8 protein-coding genes are annotated in these 16746 nt (G+C 31.5%); all 8 read left to right on the top strand.

The genetic code is table 11. From position 1 onward, the window contains the following. Positions 1-54: 54 nt before the first annotated feature. The 8 genes from ACKTTC_RS18415 (at position 55) to ACKTTC_RS18380 (ending at position 16746) form a co-directional block, all read left to right on the top strand. Positions 55-345 carry a PAAR domain-containing protein gene (locus ACKTTC_RS18415; RefSeq protein ID WP_408041332.1) on the top strand — a complete coding sequence of 97 codons (291 nt, stop codon included), beginning with the start codon at positions 55-57 and terminating at the stop codon, positions 343-345. Positions 346-348: 3 nt separating this feature from the next. Beyond that, positions 349-762: a GPW/gp25 family protein gene (locus tag ACKTTC_RS18410; RefSeq protein ID WP_408041331.1), complete on the top strand. Its 414-nt coding sequence runs from the start codon at positions 349-351 to the stop codon at positions 760-762. Positions 763-771: 9 nt separating this feature from the next. Beyond that, complete coding sequence (locus tag ACKTTC_RS18405; protein ID WP_408041330.1) at positions 772-3939, top strand: baseplate J/gp47 family protein; 3168 nt, start codon at positions 772-774, stop codon at positions 3937-3939. Further along, positions 3927-6683: a hypothetical protein gene (locus ACKTTC_RS18400; protein WP_408041329.1), complete on the top strand. Its 2757-nt coding sequence runs from the start codon at positions 3927-3929 to the stop codon at positions 6681-6683. Before ACKTTC_RS18405 ends, ACKTTC_RS18400 begins: the two co-directional genes overlap by 13 nt. A gap of 45 nt (positions 6684-6728) precedes the next feature. Further along, complete coding sequence (locus ACKTTC_RS18395; protein WP_408041328.1) at positions 6729-11831, top strand: hypothetical protein; 5103 nt, start codon at positions 6729-6731, stop codon at positions 11829-11831. Between the two features lie 218 nt (positions 11832-12049). Next, positions 12050-14386 (top strand): contractile injection system tape measure protein, encoded by a 2337-nt coding sequence (locus tag ACKTTC_RS18390; protein WP_408041327.1) that lies wholly within the window; start codon positions 12050-12052, stop codon positions 14384-14386. Positions 14387-14401: 15 nt separating this feature from the next. Continuing rightward, positions 14402-15787, top strand: coding sequence for an eCIS core domain-containing protein (locus ACKTTC_RS18385; protein WP_408041326.1), 1386 nt, complete (start codon positions 14402-14404; stop codon positions 15785-15787). 374 nt (positions 15788-16161) lie between these two features. Beyond that, the gene (locus tag ACKTTC_RS18380; protein WP_408041325.1) at positions 16162-16746 is read left to right on the top strand and encodes a hypothetical protein; all 585 of its coding nucleotides are present in this window, start codon (positions 16162-16164) and stop codon (positions 16744-16746) included.

Genomic DNA, 16746 nt, shown 5'->3' with positions numbered 1-16746 from the left:
AGAGCGCAGTCGAGAAGTAGCAAAAAGAAATAGAATTATTAAAAAAATAAAAAAATGGGAAACCCAGCCGCAAGAGTAACAGACATGCATGTATGTCCAATGGTAACAGGAGTAGTACCTCATGTAGGAGGACCAATTTTACCAGCAGGAGAACCTACTGTACTTATAGGAGGATTGCCAGCTGCAAGAGTTGGCGACATGGCAACATGTGTAGGTCCGCCAGATACCATTGTTGCTGGATCAGGAACCGTATTAATTGGTGGGATGCCAGCTGCAAGAATGGGCGATAGTACTTCACACGGAGGAACTATTGTTTTAGGAGAATTCACAGTTTTAATAGGATAAAAAATGGAACATAAAAAATCATTTTTAGGAATAGGTTGGGGATTTCCTCCAGAGTTTTCAGAAGATCTGAATGAAGTAGTTATGATTTCAGATGAAGAAGATATCAAAAGCAGTTTAGAAATCTTATTAAGCACACGTTTAGGAGAACGAGTTATGGTACCAGATTATGGTTGCAACCTAGAAGAATTACTATTCGAAAAACTAGATAGAACCTTAATAACCTACACCAAAGAATTGATAGAAACAGCCATTTTATATCACGAACCAAGAATAGATGTAATTCAAATTGATGTTTCAGAAACAGACCCTTTAGAAGGAAAACTAGTGATACAAATAGAGTATATCATAAGAGCCACTAATAGCAGAACCAATATGGTATTCCCTTTTTATAAAGGAGAAGGAACCGATATAAACTAAAGAAAAACCATGAGTAAAATCATCTCTAACATATTACAACGAAGTGGGACAGGACAAGAGCAACGCTATATCCAAGCATTAAATCCTGATAATTTCGAATTGCACGATTTTACGACCGAAGATTGGATATTATTTGCCTATAATTTTGCAGAACATTTAAACTATTATTCTGTAAAAAATAAAGAAGTACCTTCAGGTAATTGGACATCTTTTTTTAAAAAGTTAATAGATAAAGAGAATCCGCATAAAAGAGGAAGCCGTAAGTATAAAAAACTTAAGAATAGTATTGAAGAGGTACTAAATCAGTATAAAAATGAGTCGAAATTAACACCACATCTCACATTATTTGTATGTTTTTTACAATTACTTGAGTTCTCAAAAAAACGATTCAATCAACTTACCAAACGTCATCTAGATTTTTATTACAAAGAAGTTTTACAAGTAGCAAAAAATAAACCAGTACCAGACCAAACATATGTCCTTTTTGAGCTTGCGAAAAAAATTACAGATCAAAAAATTGATGCTGAAACATTATTAGATGCTAAAAAAGACACATTAGGGAATCAGTTAGTTTATAAAACAAATGATGAATTAATTGTAAATAAGGCTACAGTAAGCGCATTAAAAACAGTTTATAATGCAAATACGAATCAACTACAAAAAATAAAAGCAAGTGTAGTTGCCAATACATTCGATGGAATTGAAGAGCCTCTATTAGAGGAAGAACCTTATTGGTATCCTTTTGGTTATCCAGAAGCTGTTACTAATAAAGCAAAAGAGTTGCCAGATGCAGCCCTAGGTTTTTCTATTGCCTCACCAATGCTACGTCTTAAAGAAGGAGAACGTACAGTAACAATTACCATCACATTTACTAAGAATTTTACAGATAAGAAAAGTATTGATGTAGAGAAATTACGAAACAGTATTCAAATTTTTGGAAGCGGAGAAGAAGCATGGATACCTACGGAGTTATTAGAAATTAACGAGCAGCATAAAGGAGAAATAACCTTAGCCAAGAGTATGGAGTTTACGTTTAAGTTAGACATAGATACTCCGCCATTGGTAGATTACAACGAAGCTGTTCTACTTAAAAAATATCAAACAAAATATCCAGTCGTTCGTTTCATTTTTGATCTTTCAGAAGCAATAGTATACAACTTTTATAGAGCATTAGCAGGAAATACTGTAGCAGAAATTAAAGTGAAATCAGTAGTAACAGGTGTGCAATCATTGTTCATTGAGAATGATAACGGACAATTAAAAACAGCAAAACCTTTTCATCCATTTACTACGCGACCAATAAAAGGATCGAACTTTAAAATTAACTATCCAGAAGCATTTGCTAAAAAATGGACAAAGTTTACCGTAAATATGCGTTGGAAAAATACACCAGATGATTTCAGAAACTGGTATGGTGCATTTCTACAAGCATCGAGTTTTAGCTCTATAAAAACCTATGCAGAACAGTTAGTAAAAACAATAGATAATAGAAGTTTAATTGTTTCGGGGTACGAACATTTTCAAGTAGAAGAAAACATGCTACACGCTAACGGAACAAGTGTGGTAAATACAAATGATGGCGCAGGACTTTTATTTCGTAAAGAAGGGAACGTATACAATTATGAAGTAACATTCGATAACAAGAATAAGTTTCCAATAGATAAAGCAGGACCTTTACAATTATCGTTAGAACAATCATTTTTACAAGAGTTATATCCTAGATATTATGCGTTAGCAGTTAGCTCAGAAGAGAAAACAATTAATTTACCAAATGAACCTTATGTACCGTTAGTTGAGACCATAACTGCAGCTTATGAAGCAGAGGAAACAGTGATCATGAAAAATGTTCAATTAGAAGGGAATAGAATTCAATTATTTCATGAACATCCTTTTGGTCAACATGAAGAAAACTACGCTTTTAAAAACATACAACATACAGAAAAAAATATTCGAGAAATATTCGATAAAGAAAATGTAGAAACTTTATTGGTACCAAGATACTGTGTAGGAGGACATTTATTTATAGGATTAAAAGATGTACAAGTACAACAAAGCGTATCACTTTTAATACAAGTATTAGAAGGTAGTGAAAATCCGTTAACACCAAGTTTTCAAGGAAATGAAAAAGTAGATTGGTCTATACTTTGTAGCAATAAATGGAAAAGTTTAGAAGAAGAAATAATTGTAAACAATACACGTAACTTTTTAAAATCTGGAATTGTAAAATTCAATATTCCAAAAGAAGCAACAGCTACGAATACATTATTACCAGAAGGATATGTGTGGTTAAGAGCACGAATGAACAAATCTTTCGATGCTGTTTGTAAAGTGATTAATATTCATACACAAGCTGTGGTAGCTACTTTCGAAAACAATGATAACGAAGTAAGTCACTTAAAAGATGGTTTACCAAGTGGCACCATCAAAAAGATGATTACAAGAATTCCGCAAGTAAAATCCATTACACAACCATACAATGCATTTGGTGGAAGTCCAGAAGAATCAGATACAAACTTTTATCGAAGAATTAGCGAACGATTACGTCATAAAAATAGAGCCATAACAATGTGGGATTATGAACATATCATTCTTCAAAAATTCCCAGAAATTTATAAAGTAAAATGTTTAAATCACACTTCAGAAAAAAGTTTTACAGCTGCAGGAAATGTTACCTTAATAGTAGTGCCAGATACCGTAAATAAAAATGTATTCGATATTTATCAACCTCGAGTTAGCACAGCAACTTTATTAGATATTAAAGAACATGTAAATGCATTAAATACAATGCATATAACGGCAGAAGTCATCAATCCAAATTACCAAGAAGTAACCATAACGTTAGAAGCAAAATTCTACGAAGGTTACGATCGAAACTTTTACACAAAACAATTAGAAAAAGATATCACAAAATTCCTGTCACCATGGGCATTTGACGATACAAAAGAAGTCACTTTTGGAGTCTTATTACACAAAAGTGTACTTATAGATTACATAGAAAAGTTACCCTATGTAGATTATTTACAACATGTAAAAATGAACGGAGATGCTACCATTAATAGCATTGTACCAGAAGACCCGAAATCAATTTTAGTCTCAGCTAAAAAACACACAATTAAACCATTGTCATTTACCTGTGGCAAACCCATTATAAAGACCGAACAAGAATGCCAACTATAAACCAACATATTACCATTCCTAAAAACGTTGCTTCTCAAGACGATTTAGATTTTCATTTTCTAAGAAAAGAAGGGATTGCTTATATAGAACAAATGGGAGGAAAACTATGGACAGACTTCAACTCTCATGATCCAGGAATCACAATTTTGGAAATGTTATGCTATGCAATTACAGATTTAGGAGTTCGTATCAATACACCTCTAGAAAACTTATTAGCATCTGACGATCCTAAGGAATCTATACATGCACAGTTTTACAAAGCATCACAAATATTTCCTTCAAAACCAGTAAATGAATTAGATTACAGAAAGCTATTCATAGATATAGAAGGCGTTAAGAATTGCTGGTTACGTACCTATAAAAAAAAGGTATTTGTAGATTGTAAGAATAACAAATTATCATACAAAAAATTCGATGGCATTTTACCAGAATTTCAAAAAGATTTTGATTTAAAAGGACTGTATACTTTGTTGGTAGATTTGGAAGAAGGATATGGAGAAGAAGTCTTTACAACCATCAAAGAAAAGTATCATGAAAATAGAAATTTATGTGAAGATCTTATCGAACTTAAAAAAGTAGCTACAGAACCTATTGCTATTTGTGCCAATGTTGAAGTATTACCAGAAGCAGATGAAGAATGGGTGTATGCAAACATATTGTATGAAATAGAAAACTACTTATCACCATCGTTACAATTTTATTCTGTACAACAATTATTAGAGAAAGGATATAGTACAGATATGGTTTTCGATGGGCCTATTTTATCAAACGGTTTTATTGATACAGAAGAACTTAAAAATGCAGAACTAAGAAGAGAAGTTAGACTTTCAGACATTATGAAAATCGTCATGAATGTAGAAGGTGTAAAATTGATCAAAGATATTTCTGTAGGCTACTGCGATGAAAATCGTCCACAAGAAAATAAATGGATTGTTTGTGTTGCCCCAGATAAGAAACCTGTACTATGTAACAGAAGTACATTTAATTTTAGCAAAGGATTTTTACCTCTAAATCTAAATTACGATAGAGCAAATGAGTATGTAAAACAAATTAAACAAGATGCGGTAGAAGCGCAACAATTATCAGCATCAGACAAAGAACTACCATTGCCATCAGGAGTAGCGTTAGATGCGAATGAATACACCACAATTCAAAATGATTTTCCAGATACCTATGGAATAGGAAGAGAAGGAGTAGCAATACATGTTACAGATGAAAGAAGATCAAAAGCAAAACAATTAAAAGCATATCTAACATTTTTTGATCAGATTTTAGTGAGTTATTTCCAACACTTGTCTAAAGTAAGAACACTCTTTTCTATAAGCGGAGAAGAAACACGTACGTATTTTACACAAGCAATAAAAGATATCAAAGACTTTGATGAGATTGTAAAAGAATATCCAATGTCTAATAATGAAGAGCTTACAGAAAGATTAGTAAGTCAATTTGATAATAATATTGAAAGAAGAAATGAAATATTAGATCATTTATTAGCACGATTTGCAGAGCGTTTTGGAGAATACACGTTTCTTATGAAAGCTTTGTACGGAAGTGCAACTGATGAAATTGTTTTAGCAAACAAAGAAGCATTTTTAAAAGATTACGAAGCTATAAGTAGTCAGCGAGGAATGGCTTTTAATTACTATGTAACAGCAAAAAACCAATCAAGAATACAATTAGAAAAACAACTTTGGAATACCAATAACATTTCTGGATTTCAAAAAAGAGTTGCCCGTTTATTAGGAATTACAAACGAAAGAAGAAGGCATCTTACCAAGTCGAATGTAGAAGTATATGAATTTAAAGATAGTGACGATATTCTTGTGTATAGATGGAGAATACGAGATAAACAAAACAATATTATACTATCAGCAACAGAAAATTATCCCACAAAATCTTTCGCAATAAAAGAGTTGTACGAGGCTGTCTTAAAACTTGCTCAAACTAGGAAAAATGCAATAGAAGCTGTTTTTGAAAATACGATAGAAGATAACATGGAAGTAGATTTTATAAAAATAGATAAATCTTCACCAACAAATCCAGCAACTCCTCCTAGTTATTCTTTTAGTGTCATCAATCCTAAAGAAAAGAAAAGTGGATCCGATTACATTATAGCGAAACAATATACATACTACCAAGATCTAAAAGACTTTAAAAAAGCAATACTAGAAACTATTGATTTTATGAAAAATGAATTCACAGAAGAAGGAATTTTTCTAGTAGAACATATGTTATTACGTCCAGATGTTACCAAAGAAGAAGGAACGCATTTCTTTCCAATATGTGCAGATGATTGCGATGATTGTGGAACAATAGATCCCTATTCTTACAGAGTAAGTATTGTAATTCCAGGATTTACCTATCGTTTTTCAAATCCAGATTTTAGAAGGTACATGGAAACTATTTTAAAACAAGAATTGCCGGCACATATACTTCCAAAAATTTGTTGGGTAGGAAGCAGAGAAGGAACTGTAGCAGATGAGGACAATGATTTATTATGCTTTGAAAATGCTTATAAAGAGTACCTACTTGCCAAGGCAAACTTAGAGCAAGAACAACCTACAGAAAACAATGAACTACAAGAATTAATAGTAGCAATGCATAAATTAAATACCATTTACCCAGCAGGAAGATTAACAGACTGTAATGCAGAAGAGGAAGCATTAGATGGTAGAATAATTTTAGGACAATCGAGTCTGGGAAATATCAATTTTATAGAAGACGACGAGAACAAAACAAGATAAAAACAGCAAATATTGTGTGTAACGCACAATCAAAATATACAGGGTATGAAAACTGAACCAAAACTTACGAATATTACTACAGAGTACAGCAAATTCAATGCAAATCAGGTACTAACAGAAAAACAGTTAAATGCATTTATAGATTATTTCGATGATCAAGATCGTCTTTCCAGAGTAAATTTAAATGGCGTAGGAATTGTATGCGGTTTTGAGTTTACACCGAATTATGCAGATGATACGTCTACCGTGAATTCCATTACGATTACTCAAGGTACTGCTGTTACTACCGATGGAGATCTTATAAAATTTGTAGACTTAATAAAAGAACACATAGCTTCAAAAACCTTTTCATATTCTAAAAAATTTGAAGATGATAAAGCTGAATATCCTCATTTCTTAAACTCACAAAAAAATCCTTTTGATTTATGGGAGTTACATGCGGCAAACGATACTTCTTTTAAACCATTATCTGAGTTTAAAAACATAGACCAAATGGCAATAGTGCTCTATTTAGAGCAATATGAGAAAATAGATGAACTATGTAATAAACTTACGTGCGATAATCAAGGAATAGAGCAAATTAGCAATCTAAGAGTTTTGTTAATCAATGCAGATGATTTACAGTTTATATTGAATAAAGACACACTATACACGCAGCATAATTGGTATGAAATTAATAAGAACTTACCTGTAGTTGCAGCCAAAAGAGCACTCTTAACTGAAAAAAATACAGATACTTCAGAAAACTTGAAGAATTACTTCGATGAAATTATAGAAGATGAAGTAACAATAAAGAATTTAATAAAAGGCTATGAACTAATATTCGAAAAATTGGGAAAACCTTTATTATCTATAAAGTTAGCATCTATTTTTAGTACTCCTACAAAAACACCTGGATTTCAGTATAAATATGATTTATTAAAAGATTTAATAGCTACTTATAATGAAATAAAAGAGGTATTACTACATGCCAATGTAAATTGTTGTCCAGATATAAGAGTATTTCCAAAGCACATAGCTTTAGGAAGAATTACAACAGCTGAAACCTCAGAATTATTAAGACACCGATTTTATAAATCAGCAACAAGTAGTGAAAGTAAAAAAGTACAAGAATTACAAAGCTTAATTACGAGAGCAAATTTTCTAGTAGATAATTACATAAATCTTAAAAAAAGTGATGCCATTGTAATTACACCATCGCAAGCACATACCAATTTAAGTAAGAAAGCAATTCCTTTTTATTACGATGTAACTTCAGCATTAGTAAAAAACTGGAATTTCGATAAAACCATTAATTGTAGAGAAGACCAAAACCTAAGTTATCATAAAGACAATTTATCAAAAGCCTTACCTATTCAAGATCCATTAGCATATACCATATGTGCGAATGATTTTTACAGAATTGAAGGACATCAAGGAAAAACATATGATAAAGCGTTAAAGAAAATTCAAGACGATAGAAGAAAATACGGTTTAAGTTTCGATATAAAAGCACTGTCTATCAATTCAAGATTAAAAGACATTAATATCAATAAATATGCATGCGAATTTGAAGACTTGTCAACACTTTTAAAAGCATGGCGTGCCGAACAAAATTGTATTCTAGCAGAAGTGAGTAAAACATTATCTGCGTTTAAATTAAACGATCCTAAAGCAAATACAATAGTCGATGCAGTAATTAAAGTAAAAGACGTTGCTGAAATTGAAAAAGAACTAGAAGTTAAAAAAGAAGTAGCTAAAAAATATGAAGAAGTTGAAACCTATGAATCTTTTGTAAAAGGAAGTAAAAATTATGGTATTCCGTATGAAGCATATTCATATGCAAAACCAAATATTGTAAAAGAGAATCTAGCAAAAGAAGAAGATACATTAGGCTATGTCATTGGAGGTGTTTTTGAAGAAGATACAACAGCAACAGCTAATGATATTATTGCACGATTAAACAAACAATTAAGAGAGGTACGCGAAAGCGATACTTGGAAAAAGGAAGAAGCATTATCAGAATTTATCTTAACAGATATCTCTGAAACATTGGTGTATACCTACGATTTGGATGACAAAATACCAAATACAATTAGAGATATTAACGACGGTTTATTAGATAATTATAGAATAACCATAGCACAATTATGTGAAAGAGTAAAGCGATTACAAGCAAAATATAATAGTACGAGTTTAAAATCTACGACTAAACAGTTATTAGGATTACTCATAAATCAATTGTCAATTATTTGCTGTTCTGGTAAAAAGCTAGAAACATTATTAGACGAGATTAAAACAAGAAAGCAAAACATTCTTAAGAAAACACTGTTTTCAGAATTTGTAAAAACGCATCCGGGGTTAGAACATAAAGCGGGAGTTATTCCGGGGGGAACTTTTGTAATGGTATATGCAACCGAAGATGTTACAGATGAAGATACGTTTAACGATGTTGCCTTAGATATTATTTTCAGAGAACAACCTATTCCACAGAAAGGTGATAGTATAGGAGATATCGTAAGAGATGATTTTTTCAGAAGAAGAAGTGAAACGGAAACGATTATTGGGAATATAAAAGACGACTTTGAGAGTAATAGAGGAGTTCTTAAATTATGGGATGAAAGAGTAAGTACACAGTTTGTATTTATAAGCAGAGAGTTTTCCGATTTTAGAAAAGCAGATTTTTTAAAAGAAGACATTGTACTGGTTGGTAAAAATTTAGGAGAAACGGTAAGTAATTTCACGGCATTTTTAAATAGAACTTGGGAACGAGCAGGACAATCAAAAATTATAAAAGCAGAAGAAACTTTATTTTATAGAGATGGTTCTGTAGGGATGCGAATTACCATTAAAAATAGGTTTGTTCCTAAAGACGAATACTTCTTACAAATCTTTAATCCAAAAGTTTTAGATACAAATAAACCTTTGTTTTTTGAAGGAAGCGTTGTAAAACCTGGAGATACTACAGTAACAAACACAGTAATTGCCGATTTTTCATTACCGTATATGTGTTGTTCAGATTGTACGCCAGTTAATTTCATTATACCAAAAGAACCACCTTTCTTAAGCTTACCAGAAAAAACAATCTGTTTACAAAAAGATATAGATATAACTCCTATGATCTTTACTGTAAGACCTATAGATGGAGAAATTAAAGCGAATGTTCCAGAAGGTGTTGAAACGGGAATATTTATAGATCCAGTTGATAATAAGACCAAAATAGATGTTAGAAAAATAGATAAAAGTTTGCTAGGGAAGAAAATAGGTTTTACTGTTAATAATGAACCTACGGATTGTGAACTTACAGTGTATCCAGAATTAGCATTAGTAGTAACCATAGAGCAGCCTATCGAGTATAATGAAGATAAAACAAGAGCAAGAGTTACGTTTGTTTTAAACTGGGAAGATACAAGCTTAGTAGATGCAAGTTTCTTCAATAGCATTCAATATAGATGGGATTTTGACGGAGATGGTACTTTCATAGAGAAAATACCAACTAATAATAAACTGATTAGATATTATGATTTACCAATCAATGAAACCGATAATACCGTAGCACCAAAACTTGAAATTTCATTAGGTCCTTGTGCAAGAGTAGTAACAATAGAACCTATTGTATTTGATAGAGTATTACCATCAACTTTAGAAATTCAACCTTCGTATTGTTTAGATATCAGAGTAGATAAAATAATAAGAATTCCATTTAAGAATGTTAGTGGCGTAATTACATTGGTTACAGCAATAAATGGTGTAACAATAGAAGGAGATGAATTGGTAATTGATGCAACAGCATTTAACGATTTTGAAAAAGTAATAGAATTCTTAGAAAACGGACAAACGACCAATGCTAGAATTACGATTCATGAGGTAAAACAAATCTCAATTGCAGAAAGAACAGCATCTCGATTTGTATGGAAAGATGGACAATTAGTGTACGAAGGAGCATTTGAAGCTGTATTACCTGATGGAGCAAAACCTGTAGGATTAAGTTACAATTGGTCAATAAATGATCAAAAAGGAACAGCCGAACTATTCAATCCTACATTTTTAATTAAAGAAGGAGCAGACAATTCGTTCACCATACAACTTACAATTAAAGATATAAACGGTTGTACTGCTAGTGCTGAATTCACAAAAGAAATAGCATTCCCAGACTTCACAATAGTTGTGGAAGATGAATTTTGTTTAGAAGAAACAAAACCTTCAAAAGTTACGGTAAAACCAGACTATGAAGGTGTTCAAATAACAGGAGGAAATGTGAAATTTAATGCAAATGAAAATGTTTGGGAGTTTACACCAAGTACATCTGGACTTGTAGATGCAGGAAATGTAACATTTAGTATTGTAGGGACTTTTGTTAGTAAAACCGTAAAAATAAATAGAAGATCAAAAGCCGATTTCACATATTCTTTTGATCCTGTAAAGAGAGTATTAACGTTAACAAATACCTCAGAAACTGGTCAAGAATATATCTGGAATGTACAAGGGAAAGAAACTGTACATGTGCGTAAAGTATCGTTTACACAAGACTTTTCAGACTTTGATGGAAATGAAATAAAAGTTTCTTTAACAGTAAATAGTCCTTGTGGAGCAGATTCAAAAACGGAGATTATTGAAATTTCTACAGACGAAAAAACGTGTGAAGAGCAAATAAGTACAGTACTTAATAATGAGCAAGAATTATTTAAAGATGAAGAATCTTCGTTAGGTTTAGAAGTAGTAGATATTACTAAAAAATGGTATACCTACGTAATAAAAAACCTAGCAAGTTTTACAAAAGGAACTAAGAATAATGAGCTGGTTAGCAGTCCAAGCGACGATCTTCTATCGCTAAAACAATTGATAGAAAATACTGCTGAAGCGATTAAAAAAGATCCAGGAAATAAAGTGTTAATCAAATACTACAGAGCACAAGTAAAATTATTCTTCAGTATTCTTCATTGTCAAGATCCATCAATTTTAGAATCAGATAGAAGTCGTAAGATCATTGAAAAAATGCTAGACGATCTTAAAACAGATGTAGCAGAATTTAACGAAAGAGATATTAAAATAGATACAGACAATGGCGATTTACGAACATTTTTAGAAAAATGCGTAAAAGCCATACAAGCAAAATACATTCAGGATTTTATTACGAACGAATTAATTAAAGTAAATCCTACTAGATAAGGTTTTCTATCAGTTCGAGTGATTATGTAGAGGGTTTATACTAACCAATAAAATCTTATAAACACTTTATAAAAAATAAACGTCATCACGAGCGTTACCTGAGGAGACTCGAAGGGAAAGCGAAGTGATCTGTAGATTGAACGACAGTTATAAATTGATAAAGTACGATTTTAATTAAATACACGAAAAAACGAAAACTATATAAGTAAGAACAAATAATGATCAATTCTCAAGAACATATCATTCAAAAAGTATTTGTAGAAATACAAACCAATAGCAAGCAAACAGCTCACGAGCTAAAGAATACTATTGAACTCTTCTTGCAAGAAGAAGTATTTCCTGAAATCGAAAATTATTTAGATTCAGAGAAGTACGGATCAGAAGAAATGCTACAAATTTCTAATATGACCTTAGATATTGATCTAGACACGCAATGCTTTAACTTTCATACTAGTAAAGAAGAAATTAAAGAAAAATTAGTTACACAACTTCGTGAAAAACTCGAAAAACCAGAAAATCATGATGTAACTGTCGAAACAAAATCGGTAATAAAAAGTAAAACAGATACCTTTTTTTACTTTTTAGAACACGGAGAATTACCATGGTGGGCAGATAACGAACATTTAGTAGAGTTTTCTAAAGAACTTTTATTTGAAATTACAGAAACTACAACTTTTGAAAATCGATTTATAAAAAGCTTACAGGAAAAAAGAACCAGAGAACGATTGTTGAATCAATTCTTTAATGATGAATTACAACTGTTGTTCTTAGGAATCTATCAGAAGCCAAAATATTATAAGGAAGTCTTATCTGTATTAGCAAAAAAGAACAACCTATCCAAAGCTATAAGGAAGAAGGTATGGACAGTATTTATTGAAGAAGTATTACAAAAGCAATTTTCAACATTGCCAGAAGTAATAACTAAAACACTTTTAGTAATAAAAGAGGATGAAGATTTAACAGCTAAAGAAATTGCTGGTCTCGAAACTAAATTACTAGAAATTAATACGCTTACAAAGAATAAAAGAATAACTCAAGAAATCGAAATTAATTCTAACGGACAAAAGAATATAGAGTTAACAGATGGGGAATTCATAGCAAAAAGTAATGAACCAAATGTTGTAGAGAATAATACAGAAACTTTAAAAACGAAGGATGTAACTAGCACTTTGGAAGATAAAAAAGCTTCTAATTTATCGAGTGAAGCAAGTGAACTTAATGAAGAAATTAGTAGTCCAGCAACTAAGAAGATAAATCAAGAAGACCATACTAAATCGAATACTTTAAAAGAAGGGATTGTAAAACGAGATGGAACAAAATCAACTGAATCTGAAGTTACTAATACTTCTTTAAAAAGTGATACTACTGAACAAACAACAGCAGAATTAGCAGAGGTCATTTCTAACAATGAGTCTTTAGATAAAAATAAAACTACAGCTGAAGTTGTAGAACAAAACAAAGAAGAAATAGCTTCACAAAAAGAAAAGTTAATATCTAAAAAAGATGAAAATAAAGATTCATTAGAGAAGCAAACTGAATATCAAGAAAGCATTGAATCATCAGTTATTACAGATAAAACCAAAGCTAAAAAAGGAGATGCGAAAAGAAATCAAGGAGATCTTCCTAATGGAACAAAGAAAGAAATAGATAAAAAAGCACTTTCAAATGAAGAAACTGTAATTCAAAACTCTAAAGAAAAAGAACCTCAAGAAAACTCAGAAAATAATCAAGTAAAGCAAGAAGATAAGTTAACACTGAATAACCAAGGTTCAAATAATGAGAATACAGCAGAATCATTTATAGAGCAGAGCAAAGAAACTTCAGCAGAATTAATTAAAAATCTTAATAAACACGAAAGAAAAGTTCGAAAAACAGAAGAAAACAGTACTGAAGATATAGAAAAAAAAGCAACTCAAAATAAACGAACATTAGAAAGAGAAAGCACTAAAAACAAAAAACAACAAAACGAAACTATATCTAAAAATGAGTTGAAAGAAGTTCTTAAAAATAGAACTCAAGAAGTAACACAACAACCGTTTAAAAAAGTGATAAAACAACCATCTAAAGCATTTTTTATTCGTAACGCAGGATTAATTTTAATTCATCCTTACTTAAAGCAATTCTTTAAAGCTTGTGATTTTTTAGATGAAGACGATACAATTATAGATCCAGAACTTGCAGCACACGTATTACACTATATCGCTACTAAAAAAGAACAGCAAATAGAAAGTAATCTAGTCTTTGAAAAATTCTTATGTAATATTCCAATAGATCATCCTATAGAAAGAGATATTGAATTAACAGATGAAATAAAAGCAAAAGCAGAAGAATTAGTTGCAGCAGTAACCCGTAACTGGGAAGTGTTAAAAGATTCATCACCAGATTTAATTCGAAATGAATTTATCCAAAGAAGTGGAAAATTAGACCTTACTGAAGACAATCCGAAATTAACAGTAGAGCGAAAAACACAAGATATTTTATTAGACAAACTACCATGGAATATCAGTTTATGCAGATTACCATGGATAGAGCATTTAATTTTTACGGATTGGTAATAAAAAACGGAAATCATGAGACGAAAATTTAGAAGAATACAACCCAAAATGCTGGCTACAGAAACACCGTTTTTTAAACCGGTACAAACAAAGCTTAAAATGGGAAAGGCTGGAGATAAATACGAAGTAGAAGCAGATAAAATGGCTGATAAAGTTATCCATAAAAAAGGAGAAAATAATACAGTGCAAAAAAAGGAAGGTGAAGAAGAAGTACAACAAAAACCATTAGCATCTGAAGTAACACCATTTGTACAACGTATGGAAGGTGGAGATGAAGAATCTGTACAGCAAAAAACAGAAGATGAACTAGTGCAAAAAATGGAAGAAGAAACAGTACAAGAAAAAGAAGAAGAGGAAGTACAAACAAAAACACATAATAGCAGTACGAAAAATCAAGGATTGTCTTTAGAACCAAAACTAAGAAGAGGTAATGGAGGGCAACAGATGGAAACTGGAATTCGCTCAGAAATGGAAACAGGATTTGGAGCAGATTTTAAACATATTAAAATTCACAACGATTCAGAAGCTGCAAAAATGAGCAGTAGCATTGGAGCACAGGCCTTTACTCATGGAAACGATATTTATTTTAACAAAGGAAAATACAATCCAAACTCTAGAGAAGGAAAACATTTACTCGCACACGAATTAACACATACCATTCAACAAAAAGGAATGGTGCAGAAAAAAATACAAAGAAAAGTAGACTCTGCAGTACCAGCAGGAAAGGAGGATAAAAATCCATTAGCAAAATATAAAACAGCTTTTCCTTATTTCTATAAATACATGAACGATCATTTTGGAGATTATTTAACAGGAAGCGATAAAATAAAAAAAGCCCTATTAAAAAATACAGTGGGAGCTTTTACTCCAGAAAAAATTAAAGAAGTAACAGATTTTGAAAAAGGAAACGGTCCAAAAATAGAACTGGTAGAATTCTCAAACCCAAATCAAAATGGAGAGTATTTCTACCAAGGAAATACGATCAAGTTAAATTATAAGCTCATAGAAAAATATGAAGAAGTACTATCTAATCCAGACGCTACTATTCAGCAAAAAAATGCGATAAGTATCAGTTTAAATCAAGTGTTAATTAATGAGTTTACACATTATGGAGACGCTTTAGATGGTATAGACGCAATAAAAGATAATCAAGGAAATGTAATTAACAATCCAGATCTAGGAGAAGGACTAGAAGGGAATTTCACTTCAGAATACGATGAAGGAAACGAAGCAGTAGCAGAAATATACATGTTTTACGGAACAACAATGCAAGAAGGATTACGAAATTATGCAGCACATGAAAAAGGTGTATTGTTAGATCCAGATACATTAAGAGAGATGGAAAAAGATCCATCATTAATAGACAAAAGCTTAATGCCACCTATACCAAAAATAAAATAACAAGATGGTATTTAGAGATAGGTGAGCTTTTATCTAGCGTAGATTGTTTTAGAAGTAATTAAAATAATTGAATATTGAATAAAAATGACCAACGAATCAAAATTTTGAAAATCAAGGAAGCAGCTGTGGCTGAAAGATAAAAAGCTGTTTGAGCGTTAGCGAGTTCTTTTTATCAGCGGAAGGTTCCGTAGTTTTTTCTTAAATTTTTATTCGCAGTCTTGATTTTTTTTTCTTTTCATCAAGGAAAAGAAAGAGGAGTTAATAATCACTTTTATACTTCTAATAATGTATAAAAGTAACCAACGATATGAGAGGTAAAGAAGGAACCTTTCAATTTTAAAGAAAATACATGAAATAGCACTAAAACCAAACCAATGTCAGACGCAACTAAAACAAAATTCTCAACGGCAGTAATTGCCATTACAGGACTTATTAGCGCCATTGGAGGTGTTATTACCATATTGTACAATGTAGGTTTTTTAGGGCCAAACAAAGAACAAAAGCCGGAACAAAAAAAAACCGAAGAAAAAGTAATAGTAGTCGATAAAGAAAAAGCAAAACCTACTAAAACTATTGTAGATAAACCTGAAGAAAAAACTAAAATAATAGACGATTTTAAACCTAAAAAAGTTGTAGAAAAAGAAGTGAAAAAAGAATACAATTTAACAGGATATTGGTTAGATGTAAACAATGCGAATGGTAAATATTATATAGATCACAATACCTCAGGGAGAATCAGTTTCACAGAATACTCATTTGTATTTGGAGAATGGATAGTAACAGCTAACGGCACAGGAACAATAAAAAATGGGAGAATAGAAATCCCTTATACAACTTACGTAGGAACCAATGGGGAATTTACAGGGAAACTAGTAGAAGAAAATCATGAAATACAAGGTAATATACATGACTTAAATGCAAATATGAAAGCAGTTTTAAACCTCCAAAAAGAACAATAA

Origin of the sequence: Tenacibaculum amylolyticum (assembly GCF_964511145.1) — a bacterium.
GTDB lineage: Bacteria > Bacteroidota > Bacteroidia > Flavobacteriales > Flavobacteriaceae > Polaribacter > Polaribacter amylolyticum.
The sequence above is the reverse complement of the archived record's forward strand: the minus strand, read 5'-3'. Positions and strand labels throughout refer to the sequence as shown.